The organism is Undibacterium sp. 14-3-2 (assembly GCF_016595265.1).
Taxonomy (GTDB): domain Bacteria; phylum Pseudomonadota; class Gammaproteobacteria; order Burkholderiales; family Burkholderiaceae_D; genus Undibacterium; species Undibacterium aquatile.
The window spans coordinates 658,861-682,358 of record NZ_JAENGS010000002.1 but is presented as its reverse complement, the minus strand read 5'-3'; the positions used below and the strand labels follow the sequence as shown (position 1 = coordinate 682,358).

Here is a 23,498-nt window from a genome sequence, read left to right as displayed (position 1 = left end):
ATGCGCATTAATATTCAGTTTCGTGACCGGGTTGGCATCGCACATGAAATATTGGCGGTGTTGGCCAGACGCGGCCTGAATGTCGTTGCGGTTGAGGTTGACCCGCCGAATATTTACATCGACAGCCCGGAACTGCTTGAATATATGCTTCCTGCCTTGCAGGAGGATTGCCAGAAGGTGAATGGTGTCGGCCAGATTGAGGTGATTGATGTATTGCCTGGCATACGCCGGCGCTTGCATCTGGACACCATGATGGCGGTCATGGAAGACCCTGTGCTGGCGGTCGATGGCAGCGGTAATCTGGTCATCGCCAATGCCGCTGCGGCAGCGGTTGCGGGGATGGATGAAGCAGCGTTGTGTCGGTTGACCCTGAGTCAGGTGTTGGATGATGCGGCGCTGCAAGAGGAACTGATTGCAAACGGATTCCGTATTCCGAGTCGTGAAGTGAGCTTGTATGGTGAGCCTTTCTTTATGGATGTGACGCCGGTATCTGAACCCTTACTTCCGGAACTGACACCCTTATCGCGCTCTGTCGGTGCGGTACTGACGTTTCATGCGCCGACGCGCATCGGCGGCAGGATTCATGCCCTGCAGAATTCTGCAGGCAGCGGCTTTGACTTATTGATTGGTGAGTCTGAGCAGATGCGTGTTTTGAAGAAGCGCGCAGCCCGGATGGCAGTGGTCGATGCACCTTTGCTGATTACAGGCGAGACCGGCACAGGTAAAGAATTACTTGCGCAAGCTTGTCATGGTGTCAGCAACAGAAGTAACGCGCCATTTCTTGAGTTGAATTGCGCGGCATTGCCCGAGAGTCTTGCCGAAAGCGAGTTATTCGGTTACATGTCAGGTGCCTTCACCGGTGCGCAGCGTGGCGGCAAACCCGGTTTGTTTGAAATGGCCGATGGCGGCACCGTTTTTCTGGATGAAATTGGTGAGATGTCCCTGTATCTGCAGGCGAAGTTGTTGCGGTTTTTAAATGACGGTAAGTTTCGTCGTATCGGCGGCGATAAAGAAGTCAGGGTGAACGTGCGTATCATCAGCGCGACGCACAGGAATTTGCCCAAGATGGTACAAGAGGGCTTGTTTCGCGAGGATTTGTTTTACCGCTTGAATGTCCTGCATCTGGAGATGCCAGCTTTGCGCGACCGACCTGATGATATTTTGCTGCTTGCCGGACATTTTATTGAACGAGCCTGCACGCAATCACAAAAACCGGTTTGTCGTCTGAATACGTCTGCTTGCGCAGCGCTGGTATCGAATCGCTGGCCGGGAAATGTGCGACAGTTGCAAAACGTCGTGTTCAGGGCAATTACGATGTCGGATCAGCGGGTGCTTGGCGCTGCTGATGTGGATTGGGCAGAGGGCAGCATCAGTGCCGATGAGGTCAATCTGGATACGGCAGAAAACTGGGATTTATCGGTGTCAGCGTTTGAACGGGCGCTGCTTGAACGGCTTTATCCGCAATATCCTTCGAGCCGGAAACTGGCCGCGAGACTGGCAACTTCCCATTCCATGATTGCGACGAAGTTACGCAAGTATGGCATACCGCAAAAGCGTTAATTCACTGCGCTTTCTTCGGGGTCTTCCGGTAAATTAACGGCGGGAATCGTATATTTTTCTTCAGCCCATGCGCCAAGGTCGATCTGTTTGCAGCGTTCCGAGCAGAAAGGACGCCAAAGGCTGCTTTCTTTCCATTCCACCTTGTTGCTGCAGGTGGGGCAATTGACAAAGGTAGCCATATTCAGAAATTAAAAATTACAGAGTGTGAGGTCGAAGGTGATATCGCCCTCAAATGCTTTGGGTTTCATATCGCCATCTTGTGACATGAAGCGTATCCAGAGCATATATTTGTTGGCTGAAATTTCAGGAATAGCGCCAGTCTCACGAGCTACGTTGACGCGCAAGAGTTGATACACTTTTCCCTGTAACATCTGCTGATAACTACCGGTTTGCGCAATGACTTTGCTTGTTGTGCCGGACTCTCGCAAAAGACGTAAGACCACATTGATCGCATCAAATAACGGGGCGATCGGTGCAAACCAGGCAGTAATGTCGGCAAATCGTTTTTCAGTCGTGTTTTTTTGCCAGGCGTGATAGCTGGGCAAATCGAATTCACATGCGCCACCGGGAATAATGGTACGGCCGCGTATGCTCATCAGCCATTCATTGTCACGAATATTTTGTCCGGTTTTTCCGGTGCAGGCAATGAGTGCACTGCTGACGCGATCGACATCGTCAAGCACTTTATCCAGCATTTCTGCCTGCACATTGGGATTGGACTTGAAGCCGATCAGGGTGTGTTTTTGGCGCTCAAGCTCTTGTAATAAGTCGGATTTCAGATCGGCACGACCTGCCACTTCCAGCATTTCAAAAATGGTTGCGAGCGCGATGTGATGTTGCAGAGGGTCTGGCTGATGTAGGAAAAAAGTAAATTTTTCGTACAGGTCTTCCAAACGCAATAGCGTTCGAATACGCTCGTTGAAAGGGTATTCGTAAACAATCAAAATAGTTTCCCTGTTTAAATTTATGCCAACTCTAGCCTCACGTGATTCTGAACCATACTGTCAGAAAATACAAATGCCAAGTGAATTTTTTTTGTTCTTATCGGGAATTATCTGATGACGCTATTTTGTGATGATTATTTATTGATAATTTTGCCAGAGATGCATAGTGTTCATGCAATGCGCGGACTTCGGCTTTTACTGAACTCAGATCGCCGTCATTAAAGATAAGATCGTCCGCAGCTTCTTGTCGTTGCTGGCGACTTGCCTGGGCTCGCATAATGGCGCGAACTTGTTCAGCACTTAAATTATTTCGTGCCATCACTCTGTGAATCTGGGTTTGCTCTTCACAGTCAACAACCAGGATACGACTCACCTTGTTGCGCCAGGTTGTTGATTCGACGAGTAAAGGAACGACAAAAATAAGATAAAGACCAGTTGCCAGGCTGGCAGCTTTTTCAGTTTCCTGACGTATCAGAGGATGAAGGATATTTTCTAACTTTTGTTTTTCGCCGCTATCGGCAAAGACCAGCTCACGCATCCGTGCCCTATCCATGGCGCCATCGTCAGTCAGATATGCATCGCCAAATTGTTCTCGTATCACTGGCATGGCGATGCCACCTGGTTGGGTCAGTTGATGTGCGATGACATCGGTATCAATAATACTTGCGCCAAAGTCGGCAAACATATTGGCAATGGTTGTTTTTCCACTGCCGATACCGCCCGTCAGACCAACCGTAAATCTCTCAGACATCAGAAGGTACTCAGGTACATGGCTGATAACTGTTTTCCCCAGAATAAAGCAATCAACCCAGCTCCTGCGAGGTAAGGTCCAAAGGGAAGTGGGGTGTTTTTCCCCATTTTTGACATGATGATCAGCGCAATGCCAACAACAGCACCTACAACGGATGACAGTAAGATGATCACGGGCAGCATACTCCAGCCCATCCAGGCTCCGAGTGCAGCTAACAATTTGAAGTCGCCATAGCCCATGCCTTCTTTTCCAGTCGCCAATTTAAATATCCAGTAAATTGACCACAGAGATAAATAGCCTGCCACTGCACCTATGACTGCTGAAGGTAATGATGTGAAAGTGCCATTCAGATTGACCAATAAGCCCAGCCAGAGCAATGGCAACGTCAGGTCATCCGGCAGCAATTGCGTATCCGCATCGATCAGTGTCATCGCAATCAGGAAGTAAGAAAAAAACATTGCCGATAAACCGGCAATGCCACTGCCAAAGTGCCAGATCATGCCTGCGCTCAGCAAACAAGTGAACAGTTCAACGAGCGGATAGCGAATCGAAATCGGTGCTTTACAACCCGTGCATTTCCCGCCGATGACCAGATAGCTGATGATGGGGATGTTCTCAATTGCAGTAATTTTATGTCCGCAATGAGGACAAGCCGAGCGCGGTATGGTCAGGTTATAAGGTTCTTGATGAGGTAATTCCTGCCCGGTTTCATGCGCAACGTAGTTATCGGACTCTCGCTGCATCATTTTTGGCAGGCGATAAATAACCACATTCAGAAAGCTGCCTACTAACAACCCGAAGATGCCTAATATGACCGTACTCAGTACATTTCCGGGTTGTGCAAAAAAAATTTCTTCTAACATCAGACGACTGAACCCAGTTTGAAAATAGGCAAATACATCGCAACGACCAGACCGCCGATAATGACACCCAGAATCACCATGATCAGGGGCTCCATTAAGCTGGATAAAGACGCAACGGCCTCGTCGACTTCTTCCTCGTAGAAATCAGCTACTTTCCCCAGCATGTTATCGAGCGCCCCCGATTCTTCGCCGATGGCAACCATCTGCGTCACCATCGTCGGGAAAACATTTGAATTTTGCATTGCGACAGTCAGACTGGTACCGGTGCTGACTTCCGTCTGAATTTTTATCGTAGCGTCTAGATATACAGCATTACCGGCAGCGCCGCCGACGGAATCCAGCGACTCAACCAGGGGAACGCCGGCCGCAAACATGGTTGCCAAAGTACGAGTCCAGCGAGCAATCGTTGCTTTTCTGATCACTGCACCGAAAATAGGAGCTTGCAACAGTAGTCTGTCCATGGTGCGCTGCATTTGTAAGGAGCGCCGCCAAGTCTGAAAGAAAAAATAGACGGAGCCAAAAAGACCACCGAAAATCATATACCAATACTTTACAAAGAAATCAGATATTGCCATCACGAACAGTGTTGGCGCGGGGAGATCGGCACCGAAACTTGTAAACACTTCTTTAAATGCCGGAACTACCCAAATCATGATCACCGCTGTCACTATAAAAGCAACCGACAGAATCGCAATTGGGTAAGTTAATGCGGATTTAATTTTTTTCTTAATCGACTGGGTTTTTTCTTTGTAAATAGCCAAACGGGTCAGCAAATCTTCCAGAATACCGGCTTGCTCACCAGCGCCGACCAGATTGCAGAACAGGGGGTCAAAATACAAAGGAAATTTTCTGAATGCCTGATTCAGACTGGTCCCTGTTTCTACGTCGCCACGTATATCCTGTAACAACTTGGATACTGATGGATTTGCATTTCCTTTGGCGACGATATCAAATGACTGCAATAGTGGTACACCAGCTTTCATCATGGTCGCAAGCTGGCGTGTGAATAAGGTGATGTCCGCATCCGTAATTTTTTTACCTGAGCTATAAGTTTTTTTCTTTAGCTTGGTAACCAGAATACCCTGACGCCTGAGAGTTGCATTGACGATAGCCTCTCCGCCTGCGCGCAATTCTCCCTGCACTGTTTTTCCGAATTTATCTTTACCTTCCCAGGCATAGAGAACATCTTTGGTTTTTTTTATAGGTTTGGCGGAATTAGTTGCCATGTAACTGCTCTCCGATTATTCGTTAGTACATCCAAGTACTTCTTCCAGACTGGTTAATCCTTGCCGCACTTTCAGCAATCCAGATTGGCGCAAATTGCGTATTCCTTCAAGCTGTGCTTGTTCTTCAATTTCCATGGCACTACCATTATTTAAAATAATGCGCTCAATCGACTCGGAAATTGGCATGAGCTGGTAGATGCCGACGCGTCCTTTGTAACCATTTCCATTGCAGCGATCACATCCAACGGGTTCGTAAGGCTTCCATGTCCCGTCCAGATCTTCTTCTTTAAAGCCGGCCGCAAGCAGTACTTCATCCAGTACTTCTGCTGGGCGTTTGCAAGTGCAGAGGCGGCGTGCCAGACGCTGTGCAGTAATGAGAATGACCGATGACGCAATATTGAAGGGCGCTACGCCCATGTTCATCAGACGTGTCAGGGTAGAAGGGGCATCATTGGTATGCAACGTTGAAAATACCATGTGACCGGTTTGTGCAGCCTTGATAGCAATATCGGCAGTTTCCAGATCACGGATCTCACCGACCATGATGACGTCCGGATCCTGACGAAGGAAAGATTTTAGTGCTGCAGCAAAAGTGAGGCCGGCTTTATCGTTCACATTGACCTGATTCACGCCCGGTAAGTTAATCTCAGCAGGGTCTTCGGCCGTGGAAATGTTAATGCCCGGTTTGTTAATCACGTTCAGGCAAGTATATAAAGATACCGTTTTACCTGAACCGGTCGGGCCGGTCACCAACACCATGCCGTAAGGACGCTGAATCGCATTCATCAGCGTTTCTTTTTGATCCGGATCGTAACCCAGTGCATCGATCCCCATTTGCGCTTGCGATCCGTCGAGAATACGCATAACGATCTTCTCACCGAACAGTGTTGGCAACGTGCTTACACGAAAATCGATGGATTTATTGGCGTTCAGAACCAATTTCATCCGGCCATCCTGAGGTATTCTTTTCTCAGAGATATCGAGCTTGGAAATAACCTTGATGCGGGATGACAGCTTATCCTTGATCGCCAGCGGCGGCTGGGCAATTTCCCTTAGTTCACCGTCAACCCTGAAACGAATCCTGTAGAATTTTTCAAAGGGTTCAAAATGCAAATCGGATGCCCCCAGGTTGATGGCATCGACCAGCATTTTTTGCAAGAATTTGACGATAGGTGCGTCATCAACCTCATTGGCCTGGGCATCTGCCGCTGCCGCAGCAGCGGCTTGACCTAAGTCTTCTTCTTTAAAGTCCAGATCGAATTCATCGCCAGACAGGTCGTTCAGACTCTGCTCTGATGTTTTACTGATTTTTTCCAACATTTTCAGCAACGCATCATGCTGCACCATGATGAGTTCTATGCCCAGGCTGGTCTGGAATTTAACCTGATCGAACGCTGAGTTGTTGGTTGGGTCTGAAACCGCCAGTGCCAGTTTGTTTCCTTTTTTTGCGATAGGAACAAGGCGCTGCGTTTGCATGAGCTTGGGATCAACTAATTTGTCCGGTATCAGACTCTCATTGATTACCGATAAGTCCATTAGCGGGTAGCCAAAAGTTTCAGAGCAAAACGTGGCAAGGTCACGCGGACTGATAATGTTGCTTTGCAATAGCCCATCGATAAAACGTGTTTTGTCTATCTGAGTCTTTTTTACTATCGTGTCTGTTTGTGCTGCTGTCAGCAAATTGCCTTGCATTAAAGCTCGGGCAAGTCCTGGGGTTGTTACTTGCGGTGCAGTGTTTGGTGGAGCGGCAGACATAGTGACTTATGGGTTAGGTTTGCAAAAAGAATGAATTGCTTTGCGATGATGCAACTGAAGCCCTTTTTTGTAAAGGCATGCTACTTTTTTTTACATCTGAGCTGCATTCAGCCAACGGAACTGTTGTCTTTGTGTGAAAGTGCGCGACAAAAATACTGCTGAACTCAGGAGAGTCTGCTAATAAAGAGAGGCAAGCACATTTCTGTGATTGCCTCTATAGAAACTTTGCTTAAATGAGATTTTTTACGCTCAGTGATTGCGTTGAACGGCAAACTGACTCAAAGTGAGAAGTGCCTCTTTGTATGGAGATTCTGGTAAATGCGTGACCGCGGCTGATGCTTTACGCGCTGCTTCCACCGCTTTTTCTTTAGTGTAATTCAATGCGCCGGATTGCGTAATCGCATGTAAGATTTTATCGAACTGTGATTCATCACCTTGTTCTATACATGTGCGGACCAGTTCTTTTTCTTCGGCCGTACCATTTTTCATGAGATAAATCAGAGGCAATGTCGGTTTGCCTTCACGCAAATCATCACCGACATTTTTCCCGATTTCTTCCGCGTTTCCTGTGTAATCGAGCACGTCGTCGATTAATTGAAATGCAGTGCCTATGCTGCGACCATATTCTGCTGCCGCTTCTACCTGTTCTTCATTTGCCCCTGCAATAAGAGCGCCAACTTTTGCTGATGCTTCGAATAATTTGGCTGTTTTTGAACGTATTACTTGTAAGTAACGATCTTCCGTCACATCCGGATCGTGCATATTGAGTAGTTGCAGCACTTCACCTTCCGCGATCACGTTGGTGGCGTCGGCAACAACTTGCATAATCGGAACGCTGCCGACAGACACCATCATCTGGAACGCGCGTGAATGTAAAAAATCGCCGACAAGCACGGACGCCGCGTTACCAAACAGTGCGTTGGCAGTCTGGCGACCACGGCGCAGCGATGACTCATCAACAACATCGTCATGCAGCAAAGTTGCTGTATGGATAAACTCAATAGTTGCTGCCAAGTCGTGGTGGTTTTTCCCTTGATAGCCGTAAGCGTTCGCAATCAGCAGTACGAGAACGGGACGTAAGCGTTTTCCACCTGCACTGATAATGTACTCAGCAACCTGATTTACCAGAGGAACGTCAGAATAAAGCTGTCGGCGAATAACATCGTTAACCGCAGACATATCCGCAGTAATCATGTCGGTAATAGGGTTTGGGTTTGCAGTGGCAGACAAGGGGGAATCCTGCTAATTAATTCAAGACCGCGAGATTATACGACGACAATATTAAATTTGCGCTGTAAGCCGGTACGCAATACATCTGTTTTCTCGTTTCTTATTGAAATTCCTCAAACCGTTTTCATTCGTGAGGTTTTCTCTGCTGAAAAAATATGCAAATTGTTTTTGACGCAAACTCTAAGTCTATGTATAATTTGGGGTTTTCCCGAATTCCCAGGTCGTTTTTGAAGTGCGGGGGAAAATCCCTTTTATTTATTTGATGAGGTTTCACATGTACGCGGTCATAAAAACCGGCGGCAAACAATATAAAGTTGTCGCTGGTGAAAAACTTAAAGTAGAACAGATACCTGCAGACATTGGCTCCGAAATCACCATTGATCAAGTACTCGCGTTGGGTGCTGGAGAAACAATTAAATTTGGTACTCCATTGGTCGCAGGTGCTACGGTGCTGGCTAAGGTAGTAGATCACGGTCGTCACGACAAAGTACGTATTTTCAAAATGCGTCGTCGTAAGCATTACCAGAAGCGTCAAGGCCACCGCCAAAACTACACTGAATTGCAAATCGTATCTATCAACGGCTAATCTCTCGATTACCTGTTAATTACCTGTATCAAGGAGCTATTAAATGGCACATAAAAAAGGCGGCGGCACCACGCGCAACGGCCGTGACTCAGAGTCAAAACGCTTAGGCGTTAAAGTTTACGGCGGTCAGGCTATCAATGCTGGCGGTATCATTGTTCGTCAACGCGGCACACGTGTTCACCCAGGTGAAAACGTTGGCATGGGCAAAGATCATACTTTGTTCGCGCTGGTTAACGGTAAAGTACAGTTCGCAATCAAAGGTGCTTCCAAGCATCAATACGCGATTGTCGTTGCAGCTTAAGTTTTGAAGTAATTCAAGCTAAGGCGCAAGCCAGTATGATGAAAAGGCTCTGCCATTGGTAGAGCCTTTTTAGTTTCGAGAAATCCTGTATAAATCGTTTGTTCCATCTGGGTAGCAAAGATTTATACAAGCTTTTTTAGGTGGTAAAAATGAAATTTATTGACGAAGCCAGAATTGAAGTTATCGCCGGCGATGGCGGTAATGGGGTTGCCTCTTTCTGTCGCGAAAAATTCCGCCCATTTGGCGGTCCTGATGGTGGCGATGGTGGCCGTGGTGGCAGTATCTGGGCGGTTGCTGATCGTAATATCAACACTTTGGTTGATTATCGCTATTCGAAACTGCACAAGGCAAAAGACGGTGAAAATGGTCGTGGTGCAGATTGCTACGGTAAAGGCGCGGATGATATTTTTCTCCGCATGCCAGTAGGAACCTTAATCGCAGACCGTAACACAGACGAAGTGATCGCTGACTTGACCGAACATGGTCAGCAAGTGGAGCTGGTTAAAGGTGGTGAAGGTGGTTGGGGAAATATCCACTTCAAAACCTCGACCAATCGCGCCCCACGTCAGCGTACCGAAGGTAAAGAGGGTGAACGTCGTGAATTGCGTCTCGAACTGAAAGTGCTGGCAGACGTTGGTTTGCTGGGATTGCCAAATGCGGGTAAATCCACGTTCATCACTGCAGTATCCAATGCGCGTCCTAAGATCGCCGACTATCCATTTACGACTTTGCATCCGAATCTGGGTATGGTGCGTGTCAGCCACGAAAAGAGTTTCGTGATTGCCGATATTCCTGGTTTGATCGAAGGTGCTGCGGATGGCGTCGGTCTGGGGGTGCAATTTCTGAAGCATCTGCAGCGCACCGGCTTGTTGTTGCACATTGTTGATCTTGCGCCATTTGACGATAACGTTGATCCAGTTAAAGATGCGAAGGCCCTGATCAAAGAGTTACGTAAATACGATGAGAGCCTGTATGACAAGCCGCGCTGGCTGGTATTGAATAAGCTGGATGTCCTCAGTGAAGATGAGCGTAAGAAAAAAGTCAAAGACTTTGTTAAACGTTTTGGCTGGAAAGGCCCGGTATTTGAAATCTCCGCGTTGAATCGCGAAGGTTGCGAAGATCTGGTCATGGCGATTTACAAAGACATCGAAGAGAAGCGTACACAAGAGCAGCGTTCACAAGAAACACAGATGAAAGAAGAAGCGCAGGGCATTTTATCCATTGATCCGGATGATCCTCGTTTTAAAGTCTGGGACGAATAATCAAAAAAGCCTGAATTTCAGGCTTTTTTTTTTCGCCTGCTACTTTGTCAGACATTCAAAAATGATTTCCTGATTCGTATTGAAATAATATTTTTTCAGGATATTGGTATGAAAAGAAAAGATAAGTCTGAATTTAATTTAGTTTAATGTGATTAAGTCCACATAAAGTATAATTTAAGACTTTCCTTCCCATCGACTTTGGTTTTACTCTTTATGCATTCTGTGATCCAGCAAGCCAAACGGCTGATAATTAAAGTGGGTTCTTCACTAGTAACAAATGACGGCAAAGGTATCGACAAGGTAGCGATAGAACGATGGGCTGTACAGATTGCCGCATTGCGACAAATGGGAAAGGAAGTTGTTCTGGTCAGCTCTGGTGCCATTGCAGAGGGGCGGCAAAGGCTAGGCTTTGACAAACGACCTACAGGCATACATGAGCTGCAGGCTTGCGCAGCCGTGGGGCAAATGGGGCTTGCGCAAATATATGAAAGCAGTTTTCGGGCGCATGACATTGGTACTGCACAGATTTTACTTACTCATGCTGATCTTGCTGATCGCGAACGTTATCTGAACGCTCGCTCGACCTTATTCACCTTGTTGCAATTCGGTATCGTTCCTATCATCAACGAAAATGATACGGTTGTGACTGATGAAATCAAGTTTGGCGACAACGACACCTTGGGTGCGCTGGTGGCGAATTTAATCGAAGCCGATGCCTTGATTATTCTGACGGATCAAAAAGGCTTGTATACCGCAGATCCTCGGAAAAATCCCGATGCAAAATTTGTACATGAAGCGAAAGCAGGGGATTTAACACTAGAGGCGATGGCCGGCGGAGCAGGTTCCAGCCTCGGTAGTGGCGGGATGCTGACCAAGATTCTGGCCGCTAAACGTGCGGCGAGTTCCGGGGCGCATACCGTGATCGCCTGGGGGCGTGAAGAGAATGTGCTGGTCAGGCTGGCAAACGGCGAAGCCATCGGCACGCAGCTGGTTTCCGATATGGCACCGATTGCGGCACGCAAACAATGGCTGGCGGATCATTTGCAAACTGCGGGCACCATCGTGCTCGATGCTGGTGCCGTACAGAAATTAACACGGGAAGGTAAATCCTTGTTACCGATCGGCGTGCTGGAGGTGAGCGGTGAGTTTGGTCGTGGCGAGGTGGTGACTTGTGTTGATGAAGCGGGGCGCGTTATTGCGAGAGGTTTGTCGAATTACGCCAGCGCAGACGCGCGGCGTATTAAGCGCCATCCTTCGGCTGAAATTGCAGCCATTCTTGGCTTTGTCGAAGAGCAGGAACTGATACACCGGGACAACCTGGTTGTTCTGTAAAAAAAGGTGCCTGAGCCCCTTTTTTTGTATAAGTCCCGCGTTTTTTAGCGATTAAACGGCGAGCGTTTCCCGTTCAATCGGTCCGTGATCATTGCCGCTTTTCCTGCAACCGTATTACCGTCACACAAATACTCGGTGTATAAAACGTGGTGCTGCTTGTTAGCGCCAGCATTTGAAATTCTGTCCCACTCTTTACGTCGAGATGCTGACCAGGTGCCGTCGCTGCGACCAAATGCGTACAGCTTTTTTTCATAGCTTTCGCAACGTATCGCTTCATAGCTGACGTTTTTTGCGCCATTGCTGCTGGTCGACACCAGTGTGTAACGCACAGAACCATCTTTTTCGACCGAAACCGACGGCTTATCTATCGAAAAAGTCTGCGTGCCGCTGTTATAAAAAGGCAGCAGATTTTCTGATTTTGGTGCGGCAGGTAATTGCATAGCCGTTTCCTGCCATCCTGTATTCACTTCATCGTCTTCCTGATCTGCCGCGTACGTCAGCGGCAGATGCAATCCGGCTGCAATCAGCAGCAGTCCGAACAAGCCTTTGGCATAGCGGTGTTGATTGTCATGTGCCATAAATTATTTCGATTCTTCCTGTTCAGGTTTGTCCGGATTCATCAATTTTTCCGTGACCTTCGGCGTTTGTCGTTGCGAGCGTTGGCGCTGGGCTCCGGGGTGATCGCTTCTGTGCAGATAACGGGATAACTCCTGTAACGCCAGTTGATAAACACCACGTTTAAATTCAATCACCACATCCAGCGGCACCCAGTATTCATGCCAGCGCCACGCATCGAATTCTGGGTGGTTGCTGGCACGCAGGTTGATATCGCAATCGCGACCCACCATGCGCAGCAAAAACCAGATCTGTTTTTGCCCACGGTAATGCCCACGAATTTCACGTTTGATAAAATGATCTGGCACCTCATAACGGAGCCAGTCACGGGTGCGGCCGATAATTTTGACATGTTCCCGCAACAAACCTGTTTCTTCTTCCAACTCACGAAACATTGCCTGCTCAGGAGATTCGCCATATTTAATGCCGCCTTGCGGGAATTGCCATGAGTGCTCGCGCACGCGCTTTCCCCACCAGACTTGATTGTTGGCGTTAAGCAAAATTATGCCAACGTTAGGGCGGAAGCCTTCACGATCTAGCATGTCTAACCTCAAAACTTTCTGTGGCTAAACGGCTTGTCCCTGCAATTGAAAGCGTCGGTTACGTCAAAAAGCGAGCCCATTTAGTTCCGGGCAGCAGCCAGTCTGGCGAACAAAACGCGGTTTCCTTCATCAAATATGCAAAGAGTGGGCGCATTAGCCAGCTAATCCTTTAAAATTGAGTTGATTATAACCTTCCATTTAAAAAGAATCACTGTCATGCGAGCTACCCGATTTTTTATTTCTACACTTAAAGAAGCCCCTGCCGACGCTGAGATCGTCAGCCACAAACTGATGATGCGTGCCGGCATGATTAAACGTCTGGGATCCGGCATTTACAACTACATGCCTATGGGCTTGCGCGTGATTCGTAAAGTCGAAAATATCGTCCGCGAAGAGATGAATCGCGCCGGTGCGATTGAAATGCTGATGCCGGTTGTGCAGCCTGCGGAACTCTGGCAGGAAACCGGTCGCTGGGACAAAATGGGTCCGGAACTGATGCGCGTGAAAGACCGTCACGGTCGCGATTACATCATTCAGCCAACCTCGGAAGAAGCGATTACCGATGTCGTGCGTTCGGACATCCGTTCATATCGTCAGTTGCCAGTCAACTTCTATCACATTCAGACCAAATTCCGCGATGAACGCCGTCCGCGTTTCGGTCTGATGCGTGGTCGCGAATTTACGATGAAAGATGCGTATTCTTTCGATCGCGACGTTGAAGGCCTGAAGAAATCGTATCAGATCATGTTTGACGCTTACACCCGGATTTTCCAGCGCTTTGGCCTGCAATTCCGCGCGGTTGCCGCGGACAACGGTGCGATTGGCGGCTCTGGCTCGCATGAGTTCCATGTGATTGCAGAAACCGGCGAAGACGCGCTGGTGTATTGCCCGACATCGGATTACGCGGCCAATATGGAAGCCGCAGAAGCTGTGGCATTGTCGGCAACACGTCCTGCCGCGAGCGCAGCACTGACCAAAACAGCGACACCTGGCAAAGCCAAGTGCGAGGACGTTGCCGCATTCCTGAATATTCCTTTGCAAAGCACAGTCAAATCGATCGTACTCGCGGTGGATGATGAAGAAAAAGGCGAGGCTGGCAAACAAATCTGGCTGTTGCTGCTGCGCGGCGATCACGAGCTGAATGAAGTCAAGGCCAACAAAATACCGGGTCTGGCGAATTACCGTTTCGCCACCGAAGCGGAAATCGTCGAATGGTTCGGCACATTGCCAGGCTACCTCGGTCCTATCAATACTAAAAAACCGGTGCACGTCGTCGCTGATCGTACGGTGGCGAATATGGCCGATTTTGTTTGCGGCGCGAATGAAGCGGATTTCCATTTCACCGGGGCGAACTGGGGACGTGATCTGCCTGAGCCGCTGGTATTGGATATCCGCAACGTGGTTGATGGCGATCCTTCGCCTGATGGTAAAGGTGTGCTGGCGATACAGCGCGGCATTGAAGTTGGTCATGTATTCCAGCTTGGCACGCGCTATTCGCAAGACATGAAGGCCACATTCCTCGATGAAAATGGCAAACCACAATTGCTGCAAATGGGGTGTTACGGTATCGGTGTGACCCGTATTCTCGGCGCGGCAATTGAGCAGAATTTCGACGATAAAGGCATTATCTGGCCAACGGCGATCGCACCGTTTGAAGTCGTGATCTGCCCTATGGGTATGGATCGCAGCGAGGCCGTCAAAGCAGAAACTGAAAAACTGTACACGGCGATGCTGGACGCTGGCATTGACGTGATTCTGGATGATCGCGGTGAACGCCCTGGCGCGATGTTTGCCGACTGGGAGTTGATCGGTGTACCGCATCGTGTGGTAATCGGTGACCGTGGTCTCAAAGAAGGTAAGCTCGAATACGTCGGCCGCCGCGATGTGGAAGCGACCAATGTTCCGGTTGCTGAGATGCTGGCTTTTGTTCAGAGCAAGCTGGTAGCGGCGTAAAGCGGCTAAATATACTGGGGGGAGTATCTTCAAACCACCTTTTGTTTATTCAGACAATTGGCATGAAATGACAGATACTCCCCTTAAATCTTAATTTTTGAGAAGTTGAAAGCGATTTTGCTGTTGCCCCGATGGATGATCTTGCTGTTCAGTTTATGGACCGCATTGCTGTATGCCTTGCCGGCACACGCCGGTAATCAGAAAGAAGAAGCCATGGCGGATTCGGTTCGTCTCGCCTTGTCAAAAGCGATTTCTGACCCGCGTCCGCCCAAACCCAGCTTCAATACGATAGAAGAGCGCATCAGCTATCTGCACTGGCTGGGCGAAATGTCGTCGCGCCTGAAAAAGCGGATACCCGATTATCAGACGCGCATCGAGTTGCTCGAAACGATATGGTATGAATCCAAACGCGCTGGGTTGGATCCTGCGATGGTGATGGGTTTGATGCAGGTCGAATCGGCATTCCGCAAATACGCCACCTCGGTGGTCGGCGCGCGCGGTTATATGCAGGTGATGCCATTCTGGTCGCGCAGCATCGGTGATGGCGATGCGACTAAGTTATTTCACATGCAAACCAATCTGCGCTATGGTTGCTCTATCCTGCGGCTGTATATGGATATGGAAAAGGGCGATTTATATCTGGCGCTGGGGCGCTATAACGGCAGCCGTGGCAAGCCGGAATATCCGAATGCCGTACTGGCAAACTGGAAGAACTGGGAATTTAAGAAGTAAGCAGATATTTTCAGGTTTGAAAATAAAACCAGAAAACAAAAATGCCCGCGCGATGCGGGCATTTTTGTTTGGGATGGGACATTTTCTTCCCATAAAGTTTCCCAACGCAACTGCGGTTGCTATTCCTGAAGAATCAGGACAGGTGACCGGAAATGAGTTTTGTCATTTCAAACATGGAGACTTGCGCTTTACCACCGAAAACGGCTTTCAGCTTGTCATCTGCATTGATATTGCGTTTGTTTTCTGGTGCTTGCAGGTTATGCTTTTTGATGTATTCCCATACTTTTTTCGTCACTTCAGTACGTGGAATCGGTGCTGCACCGATCACTGCTGCCAGCGTTGGGGAAATCGTCATTGGCTTCATGAACGCTGCGTTTGGCTTGCGTTCTGCTGCCGGTTTAGCTGCTGCCTTTTTTGGTGCTGCGGCTGGTTTCGCTGCTGGTTTTTTTGCTGCTGTTGCCATAAATAGCCTCCTTCACAATTTTGTGGACGGAGCTTTGATCGTTTTGAAAAGCTCCTGCATTGCGTCACTTCACGCATCGCCCATAGTGGTGCGGTTTCCACGGTGATGCAAGTCTTTTTTGTGCGTTTTTTAAGAAAAAATGCAGGAAATGCTGCTTCGTTGGATTTCTATCCAAAAAAAAGCCGTATCAGCAGGGTTTTACCTCTGATACGGCCATTTTTTGTAACATCAGCTTACGTCTGAAAATCAGCGTTTTCCTGGCATCATTCCCTTCATTCCGCGCAGCATTTTCATCATGCCGCCACCGCGCAATTTTTTCATCATGGACTGCATTTGCTCGAATTGCGCCAGCATACGGTTAACTTCCTGAATCTGCACACCGGCACCGGTGGCAATGCGGCGTTTGCGTGAGGCTTTAATCAGCTCTGGTTTCGCGCGCTCGAGTGGCGTCATGGAATTGATAATACCTTCCATGCGGCGCACGGATTTTTCTGCCTGATCCATGTTCGCACCGGCGGCGGCCTGCTGCATTTGCGCTGGCAATTTATCCATCAGTCCTGATAGCCCGCCCATGTTCTTCATTTGCGAAATTTGCATTTTGAAGTCGTTCATGTCGAACTTGCCGCCGTCTTTAATTTTATGCGCAAGATTTTGCGCAGCGGCGACGTCCATGCCTTTTTGCGCCGATTCCACCAACGCCATGATGTCGCCCATGCCGAGCACACGGCTAGCCATGCGGGTCGCATCAAAGGCTTCCAGTCCATCGAGTTTTTCTGCGACACCGACAAACTTAATCGGTTTGCCAGTCACGTAACGGACAGACAAAGCCGCACCACCGCGTGAATCACCGTCGAGCTTGGTCAGCACAACACCCGTCAGTGGCAAGGCGTCATTAAACGCTTTGGCGGTATTGACTGCATCCTGCCCCAGCATGGCGTCAACGACGAATAAAGTTTCTATAGGCTTGACTGCGGCGTGTACAGCGGCGATTTCCTGCATCATCGCTTCATCAATACCAAGACGACCGGCGGTATCGATGATCAACACATCGTGGTAATGTTTTTTTGCGTAATCGAGCGCGGCTAAGGCAATATCGACAGGCTTCTGATCTGGTGTCGATGGGAAAAAGTCGGCACCGACTTGCCCGGTCACCGTTTGCAGCTGGCCGATCGCGGCCGGACGATAAACGTCGGCTGAAACGGTCAGCACTTTTTTCTTTTTCTGTTCGCGCAGATATTTGGCGAGCTTACCGACGGTGGTTGTTTTACCTGCACCCTGCAAACCCGCCATCAGAATAATCGCCGGTGGCTGGCAGGCAAAGCTGAGTTGCGAGGCTTCTTCGCCGAGATCGGCCCCCATCAATACGGCGAGTTCTTTCTGAACGATGCCGACCAATGCCTGGCCGGGAGTCAGTGACGAGATAACTTCTTCGCCCATCGCTTTTTCTTTAACGCGGGCGATCAGTTCGCGTACTGCAGGCAAGGCAACGTCCGCTTCTAACAATGCCATGCGCACTTCGCGCAGCATATCGGCTGTGTTGGATTCGGTCAGTCTGGCTTCGCCGCGCATAGTCTTAACGACTTTGGCGAGGCGCTGGGTAAGGTTATCAAGCATAGCGAACGAGTAGAATTTCTTGAGTAAAAAGCAAATTGAGCGCAGTTGCCAGCCTGGCGCTTAACTGCCAGAGGCAAAACAATCCGCCATTTTACCTGATCACCGCAGTGGCTCTGCGAATTCATAGAAAAGCTTGTGGTTGAAATGCAGATGTTCCGTAAAATCAGAATGTTTACATGAACTATTCTGTAAAATCAGAAGAGATTCGTTTCTGTTGTGGATATTTCTTTGCTGACACAGATAAGCGTCACCGGTTTTTGCTTACATTTTTCCTGGGAATAAAATCTGCTTTGGCCTGATAATTATATTTCTTTATGGTAATTATTTTTGTTGTCTTTGCTGCGAAATTGTAAAAAACCTAAGCCCATTGAAAAGCTGGAAATCAAATCAAATGAAAAAAAATCTATCGCGCCGTTTGTTTGTTGTCGGTTTGCTCGCCGTCGGCACGTTCTTCCCCTCCTTGCATGCAAACGCAGAGGATGGCGTGACGGATTCCACTATCTTGCTGGGGCAGACGATAGGCGTGACCGGGCAAATTGCTGGTCCTGTTAAAGAAATGATGGCAGGCGCTGCCGCCTATTTTGCCTACGTTAATAAAAACGGTGGAGTACATGGCCGCAAAATTGAAGTAAAGACGCTCGATGATAAATTTGATCCGGCGCTGGCACTGAGCAATGCCGATGCGCTGATCAGGAAAGAGCACGTGTTTGCGTTGTTCCAGAGTCGTGGTACCCCCCATACACAGGCGATTCTGCCTTTGCTGGCAGAACATAAAATTCCATTGATTGCCCCTTCAACCGGCGCGGTGACATTTCATACGCCGGTCAATCATTACGTGTTTAATGTCCGTGCCAAATATCAGGATGAAGTGAAAAAAGCCGTTGAGCAATTTGCTACCATCGGCCTGAAAGATATTGTTTTGGTCCACGTTGACGACAGTTTTGGGAAAGATGGACTGGAAGGGTTTCAAAGCGCGATGCAGCAATTCAAGCTGAAACCGGTCTCCATCATTTCTTACGACAGAGCCAAACCGGATATTAAAGCGGTCGCTGCAAGCGTCGTTCAAAGCGCGGGTAAGGCCTTAATTCTGGTGACGTCTGGCACGACGACAGCTGAATTGATCAATGCCATACGTGATGCCGGCAGTGCGATACAGATCATGGCGGTATCGAATAATTCGTCGCAGTCTTTTATTGATTCGCTGGGTAAACATGCGACTGGCATTATGGTGTCGCAGATCGTACCTGCACCGCATCTGTTGTCCAGCCAGTTGGGGCAAGAGTTCCGGCAAGTTACGAAAGAGCATCATGTAACTGAATCGTATGCCGCGATGGAAGGATTTGTCTCTGCCAAAGTGATGGTAGAAGGTTTGCGCCGTGCAGGTAAGAACCCCACAAGAGAGGGGCTGATCCGGGCACTGGAATCAATCAAACGCTTTGACCTCGGCGGGCTGACACTGACGTATTCAGAAAAAGACCACACTGGCAGTGAATTTGTGGAGCTGACCATGATTGGACGTGACAAGCGTTTCTTACGCTGATTCTTTTTATGATCCATCAGGATTTTTCGTCCTGTATGTGATTGAGTTTTTATATTTTTTGTTATGAGTTATGGAGCGCTGACGTCATAACCTGTTATTTTTTTCGGAGACTATTATGCGCAAAAAAAAATTGAATCATCTGATTGCTGGGCTCAGTCTGGGCGTGGTAGCCCTCTTCGCCAGTGCTATCGCTGCGGCTGAAGATGGTGTGACGGATTCGACGATATTGTTAGGACAAACCGTCGGTGTCACCGGCCCGATTGCCGGAGCTGTCAAAGAAATGCAGGCAGGTGCAAATGCCTACTTTGCTTATGTGAATAAAAACGGTGGAGTGAATGGCCGGAAAATTGAACTCATCACTCTGGATGATAAATTTGATGCGACCCAGGCCTATAAAAATGCGGAAACGCTGATTAAAAAAGACCACGTGTTTGCATTGTTTCAAAGCCGTGGCACACCGACGTCTGAGATTTTATTTCCGCTGTTGAATGAACATAAAATTCCGCTGGTTGCTCCGAGTACTGGCGCGGTAGTGATGCATCAGCCTTTGCATCGTTACGTATTCAACGTGCGGGCGAAATATCAGGATGAGGTCAGAAAAGCGGTCGAGCAGTTTTCCACGATAGGCCTGAAAGACGTCGGCATTATTCATATCGACGACAGTTTCGGAAATGATGCATTACAGGGCTTTCTAGCGGCAGAAAACAGCTTTAAGCTGAAACCGGCAGCAACGATTAAGTTTGACCGTTTAAAACCTGATGTGGCTGCGGTGGTTCATGCGGTAAAGGCGTCGAATGCAAAAGCCCTGATTATTGTCGGTGCTGCTCCTGTTACTGTGGATATCATTAAATCCTTGCGTGCCGGTGGCAACACCGCGCAGATCATGACTTTATCCAATAACGCGACACAAGGATTTATTGACAGTCTGGGCCCGCATGCAGTGGGCATTATGGTGTCACAGGTGATGCCCGCACCGAATCTGGCGACGCAACTGGGTCAGGAATTCAAGCAGGTGACGAAGGGGACTACGGTACCAGAGTCTTATTCCGCGATGGAAGGCTTCGTGTCTGCGAAAGTGCTGGTCGAAGGCTTGAAGAAAAGCGGTCGAGGTCTGACGCGTGATGGCTTTGTGCGGGCGCTGGAATCGATGCATAAAAATGATATCGGCGGCATTTTGTTGACCTATGGTGAGAAAGATCATAGTGGCAGTGAATTCGTTGAATTGACGATTATCAATCGCGACAAGAAATTTTTACGCTGATCCTTTGGGAACCTACCTTCGTTTCTGTTTAGTCCCAGACGGGCTGGAAAGCGAAGGTACAAATGATGCGACGCCGAATACAATGCTGGAGTCTCAGAAGATTCCGGCATTTTTTTCTGAATATTCAGACTGTTTGCGGCAAATTATTTATGGAGGTCTAATGGAATCAATTATTTACGTGAGTTGTGTTACTGGCACGATCTGTGCTGATAGATCCGTGTTGACATCAACGTTATCGAAAAATCATAAGGAGATAGTATGCTGAAGAAAGTATTGACGATGGCCGCCGTGATTCCTCTGGCATTGGCTGGCAGTGCTCAGGCACAGGAAGTTGTCCGTCTCGGTAACCTCAAATTCGCCCATTATGGTGCGGTATCCTACATCAAAGAAATCGCACCGAAATGCGGTCTGAAAGTAGAAGAGCGCGTTTTTTCCAAAGGCCTCGATGCGATGCAGGCAGTGATCGCCGGAGAGCTGGATGTCGGCGCAGTCTCTTCTGAAGCGGCGATTTCTGGTCGCGCTAGCGGCACACCAATTTATGTGGTGGCTGGTTTTGCCAAAGGTGGTGCGCGCCTCGTCGCTCGTGCTGATCTCAGCGTTAAAACGGTCAAGGATCTGAAAGGCAAAAAAGTGGGTGTCACGCGCGGTGGCATTCAGGATATTTTGCTGGCCGCCGAGTTATCGCAGAATGGGCTGACGTATTCCGATCAGCCTGGTAAAGATGTGCAGATTATTTACCTCGGTTTTCCTGATCTGAATCAGGCTTTGCTGGGTAAAAATATCGATGCGATGATGCAGTCTGAACCTTACTCGTCACAGTCGATTGGTAAAGGCTTCGGTAAAGAGGTCATCAAACCTTACGATACCCCGCTCGGTGAACCGGTACGTGCGATGGTGATGACAGAGAAGTTTTACAAAGAGCGTCGCCCTGTCGCTGAAAAATTCATGCGTTGTTTTGTCGAGGCGACGAAAGCCTTTATCGACAACAAAGATCTGGCTGAAAAATATGTGCGCGAAAATATGTTCAAAGGTCAGGTCAGTCACGAAGACTTTGTGAATGCGATAGAAAATTCGCCTTACTCTTACGATATGTCTGTGGAACATATTCAGGTCACAACGGATCTGATGCAAAAATACGGTATCGGTAAAATGAGCAAGCCGCCATTGGCGAAAGAGTGGGTCAAAACTGATTTGCTTGATCAGGCGAAGAAAAGTCTGAACATTAAATAAATACCGGTAAGCCCTGGTGCTCCCGGCACAACATCAGCCTGCAACATCCAGAACAGAAGCAAGTCTCTTGCTATTCCCTGACGCTGCTTCTGTTTCTTTTTCTAAGGAAAACAAATGAAATTCAAATGGCGTGAAATTGGCGCGGGTCTGATTGTGCCCGCCATCCTCATCGCGATCTGGCAAATCGTCACCAGCAATGGCTGGGTCAATCCGCAAGTATTACCTTCACCGATAGCCGTGGTGAAAAAATGGATAGAGTACGCATTGCCACTGGAAGCGTACGACCCGGCGACCATGAGCCGTTTGTCATGGGCATTTTCCGGCGAACTGGTGCGTGACACCATCGGTAGTATGTATCGTGTGCTGGTTGGTTTTGTCGTCGGTGCCGGGCTTGCATTGCCGCTGGGGCTGGCGATGGGATCAAGCCAGCGCGTCTATGCCTGGATGAATCCCTTGATGCAGGTCTTGCGTCCAATTCCGCCGATTGCGTATATTCCTTTGTCTATCCTCTGGTTCGGACTGGGTAATCCACCGGCAATTTTCCTGATTGCGATCGGCGCTTTTTTCCCGGTATTGATGAATACGATTGCCGGTGTGCGGCATGTTGACGGGATCTACATCCGCGCTGCCCGTAATCTCGGCGCCAGCCAGACCACGATGTTTGTCCGGGTCATGCTGCCTGCGGCTGTGCCGTATATTTTATCGGGGGTGCGTATCGGTATCGGTACCGCTTTCATTGTCGTGATCGTTTCTGAAATGATTGCGGTGAATAACGGTCTGGGTTTCCGGATTCTCGAAGCGCGTGAGTATTTCTGGTCGGACAAAATTATCGCCGGCATGATCAGTATCGGTATGCTGGGTCTGGCAATTGATCTGGCGATGAATAAATTAAATAACTATTTACTGCGCTGGCACCGTGGATTGGAGAACTGAGATGAATCCCACACATATCAAAGTGAATGCGGTCAATAAAATCTTCAAGACTGCAGACAAAGAAGTCGTCGCCCTGCGCGACATTAATCTGGAAATTCCCGAAGGGCAGTTTGTTTGTTTGCTCGGTCCGTCCGGTTGCGGTAAATCGACTTTACTGAATGCGATTGCCGGTTTTTCTTTGCCGTCGTCCGGCAGCATTATTGCGAATGGAAAAACCGTGACTGAACCAGGCCCGGATCGCGGTATGGTGTTCCAGGAGTACGCTTTGTTTCCCTGGATGACAGTCGAGCAAAACATTGCTTTCGGACTGGAAATTAAAGGTATGGGAAAAACCGATATAGCCTCACGCGTCAGCAAATTACTCGAGATGCTGGGGCTGGCCGATTTCAAACAACGCTTTCCTAAAGATTTGTCCGGTGGTATGCGTCAGCGGGTTGCGATTGCCCGCGTGCTGGCGCTGGATTCACCGATCATGTTGATGGATGAACCGTTTGGTGCGTTGGATGCGTTGACTCGCCGTAATCTGCAGGATGAATTGCTGCGCCTCTGGGCCGAGCTGAAAAAGACCATTATTTTTGTGACGCACAGTATCGAAGAAGCGATTTATCTGGCCGACCGGATTATCGTCATGACCTATCGTCCGGGCACCGTGAAGAAAGATATTCTGATCGACCTGCCACGTTTGCGTGACCCGTCTGCGGCTGAATTCAACGCCTTGAAACGTGAACTCGGACAGCTCGTCATGGAAGAGCAGCAGCGTCATCATAATGATGAACTGAAAATGGCTGCCGTCGATTAAACATGC

General features: G+C 48.7%; 23 protein-coding genes. 12 read left to right on the top strand and 11 right to left on the bottom strand.

Annotated features, from left to right (window positions below; genetic code table 11):
- Positions 1 to 1,560, top strand: coding sequence for a sigma-54-dependent transcriptional regulator (locus Undi14_RS07530; protein ID WP_200179094.1), 1,560 nt, complete (start codon positions 1 to 3; stop codon positions 1,558 to 1,560).
- On the opposite strand, the gene Undi14_RS07525 is transcribed toward Undi14_RS07530, so the two are convergent.
- The 7 genes from Undi14_RS07525 to ispB all read right to left on the bottom strand — a co-directional run bounded on the left by Undi14_RS07525 (position 1,557) and on the right by ispB (position 8,329).
- On the bottom strand, positions 1,557 to 1,739 hold the full coding sequence (locus Undi14_RS07525; protein ID WP_186882804.1) for a DNA gyrase inhibitor YacG: 183 nt from the start codon (positions 1,737 to 1,739) through the stop codon (positions 1,557 to 1,559). The two genes, Undi14_RS07530 and Undi14_RS07525, sit on opposite strands and share 4 nt — an antisense overlap.
- A gap of 9 nt (positions 1,740 to 1,748) precedes the next feature.
- Entirely contained in the window at positions 1,749 to 2,504 is a 756-nt protein-coding gene (zapD, locus tag Undi14_RS07520; protein WP_186882805.1) for a cell division protein ZapD, read from the bottom strand.
- A 97-nt stretch (positions 2,505 to 2,601) separates the two neighbouring features.
- A complete protein-coding gene (coaE, locus tag Undi14_RS07515; protein ID WP_200179090.1) occupies positions 2,602 to 3,255 on the bottom strand; it encodes a dephospho-CoA kinase in 654 nt (217 codons plus the stop codon).
- Entirely contained in the window at positions 3,255 to 4,118 is an 864-nt protein-coding gene (locus Undi14_RS07510; protein ID WP_200179088.1) for an A24 family peptidase, read from the bottom strand. Before Undi14_RS07510 ends, coaE begins: the two co-directional genes overlap by 1 nt.
- Complete coding sequence (locus Undi14_RS07505) at positions 4,118 to 5,344, bottom strand: type II secretion system F family protein (RefSeq protein ID WP_200179086.1); 1,227 nt, start codon at positions 5,342 to 5,344, stop codon at positions 4,118 to 4,120. The genes Undi14_RS07510 and Undi14_RS07505 overlap by 1 nt, the downstream gene beginning before the upstream one ends.
- Positions 5,345 to 5,359: 15 nt before the next feature.
- The gene (gene pilB / locus Undi14_RS07500; protein WP_186882809.1) at positions 5,360 to 7,099 is read right to left on the bottom strand and encodes a type IV-A pilus assembly ATPase PilB; all 1,740 of its coding nucleotides are present in this window, start codon (positions 7,097 to 7,099) and stop codon (positions 5,360 to 5,362) included.
- A gap of 249 nt (positions 7,100 to 7,348) precedes the next feature.
- On the bottom strand, positions 7,349 to 8,329 hold the full coding sequence (gene ispB / locus Undi14_RS07495; RefSeq protein WP_255520377.1) for an octaprenyl diphosphate synthase: 981 nt from the start codon (positions 8,327 to 8,329) through the stop codon (positions 7,349 to 7,351).
- Positions 8,330 to 8,603: 274 nt separating this feature from the next.
- Between ispB and rplU the strand changes: the two genes are divergently transcribed.
- The 4 genes from rplU (at position 8,604) to proB (ending at position 11,810) form a co-directional block, all read left to right on the top strand.
- A complete protein-coding gene (rplU, locus tag Undi14_RS07490) occupies positions 8,604 to 8,915 on the top strand; it encodes a 50S ribosomal protein L21 (protein WP_186882810.1) in 312 nt (103 codons plus the stop codon).
- Positions 8,916 to 8,958: 43 nt separating this feature from the next.
- Positions 8,959 to 9,216, top strand: a complete 258-nt coding sequence (rpmA, locus tag Undi14_RS07485) for a 50S ribosomal protein L27 (protein WP_186882811.1) — start codon at positions 8,959 to 8,961, stop codon at positions 9,214 to 9,216.
- A 149-nt stretch (positions 9,217 to 9,365) separates the two neighbouring features.
- Positions 9,366 to 10,478 (top strand): GTPase ObgE, encoded by a 1,113-nt coding sequence (gene obgE, locus Undi14_RS07480; protein WP_186897069.1) that lies wholly within the window; start codon positions 9,366 to 9,368, stop codon positions 10,476 to 10,478.
- 213 nt (positions 10,479 to 10,691) lie between these two features.
- Complete coding sequence (gene proB / locus Undi14_RS07475; RefSeq protein ID WP_200179084.1) at positions 10,692 to 11,810, top strand: glutamate 5-kinase; 1,119 nt, start codon at positions 10,692 to 10,694, stop codon at positions 11,808 to 11,810.
- Positions 11,811 to 11,854: 44 nt separating this feature from the next.
- Here proB and Undi14_RS07470 read toward each other — a convergent pair whose 3' ends face one another.
- Both Undi14_RS07470 and Undi14_RS07465 read right to left on the bottom strand, forming a co-directional pair.
- A complete protein-coding gene (locus Undi14_RS07470; RefSeq protein ID WP_200179082.1) occupies positions 11,855 to 12,388 on the bottom strand; it encodes a CNP1-like family protein in 534 nt (177 codons plus the stop codon).
- 3 nt (positions 12,389 to 12,391) lie between these two features.
- Positions 12,392 to 12,967: an RNA pyrophosphohydrolase gene (locus tag Undi14_RS07465; protein WP_186882815.1), complete on the bottom strand. Its 576-nt coding sequence runs from the start codon at positions 12,965 to 12,967 to the stop codon at positions 12,392 to 12,394.
- 216 nt (positions 12,968 to 13,183) lie between these two features.
- On the opposite strand from Undi14_RS07465, the gene Undi14_RS07460 reads away from it, so the two are divergent.
- Together Undi14_RS07460 and Undi14_RS07455 are read left to right on the top strand one after the other, a co-directional pair.
- Positions 13,184 to 14,920 carry a proline--tRNA ligase gene (locus Undi14_RS07460; RefSeq protein WP_200179080.1) on the top strand — a complete coding sequence of 579 codons (1,737 nt, stop codon included), beginning with the start codon at positions 13,184 to 13,186 and terminating at the stop codon, positions 14,918 to 14,920.
- Between the two features lie 135 nt (positions 14,921 to 15,055).
- Positions 15,056 to 15,652, top strand: a complete 597-nt coding sequence (locus tag Undi14_RS07455) for a lytic transglycosylase domain-containing protein (RefSeq protein WP_223826977.1) — start codon at positions 15,056 to 15,058, stop codon at positions 15,650 to 15,652.
- Positions 15,653 to 15,785: 133 nt separating this feature from the next.
- On the opposite strand, the gene Undi14_RS07450 is transcribed toward Undi14_RS07455, so the two are convergent.
- Positions 15,786 to 16,115 carry an SWIB/MDM2 domain-containing protein gene (locus Undi14_RS07450; RefSeq protein WP_186882817.1) on the bottom strand — a complete coding sequence of 110 codons (330 nt, stop codon included), beginning with the start codon at positions 16,113 to 16,115 and terminating at the stop codon, positions 15,786 to 15,788.
- 246 nt (positions 16,116 to 16,361) lie between these two features.
- Complete coding sequence (gene ffh, locus Undi14_RS07445) at positions 16,362 to 17,729, bottom strand: signal recognition particle protein (protein WP_186882818.1); 1,368 nt, start codon at positions 17,727 to 17,729, stop codon at positions 16,362 to 16,364.
- 391 nt (positions 17,730 to 18,120) lie between these two features.
- Between ffh and Undi14_RS07440 the strand changes: the two genes are divergently transcribed.
- The 5 genes from Undi14_RS07440 (at position 18,121) to Undi14_RS07420 (ending at position 23,492) form a co-directional block, all read left to right on the top strand.
- Complete coding sequence (locus Undi14_RS07440; RefSeq protein WP_200179077.1) at positions 18,121 to 19,269, top strand: ABC transporter substrate-binding protein; 1,149 nt, start codon at positions 18,121 to 18,123, stop codon at positions 19,267 to 19,269.
- A 115-nt stretch (positions 19,270 to 19,384) separates the two neighbouring features.
- Positions 19,385 to 20,530 carry an ABC transporter substrate-binding protein gene (locus Undi14_RS07435; RefSeq protein WP_200179075.1) on the top strand — a complete coding sequence of 382 codons (1,146 nt, stop codon included), beginning with the start codon at positions 19,385 to 19,387 and terminating at the stop codon, positions 20,528 to 20,530.
- Positions 20,531 to 20,788: 258 nt separating this feature from the next.
- Positions 20,789 to 21,760 (top strand): ABC transporter substrate-binding protein, encoded by a 972-nt coding sequence (locus tag Undi14_RS07430; RefSeq protein ID WP_200179074.1) that lies wholly within the window; start codon positions 20,789 to 20,791, stop codon positions 21,758 to 21,760.
- A 114-nt stretch (positions 21,761 to 21,874) separates the two neighbouring features.
- Positions 21,875 to 22,693 (top strand): ABC transporter permease, encoded by an 819-nt coding sequence (locus Undi14_RS07425; RefSeq protein WP_200179071.1) that lies wholly within the window; start codon positions 21,875 to 21,877, stop codon positions 22,691 to 22,693.
- A 1-nt stretch (position 22,694) separates the two neighbouring features.
- Positions 22,695 to 23,492 carry an ABC transporter ATP-binding protein gene (locus Undi14_RS07420; protein ID WP_200179069.1) on the top strand — a complete coding sequence of 266 codons (798 nt, stop codon included), beginning with the start codon at positions 22,695 to 22,697 and terminating at the stop codon, positions 23,490 to 23,492.
- Positions 23,493 to 23,498 lie beyond the last annotated feature (6 nt).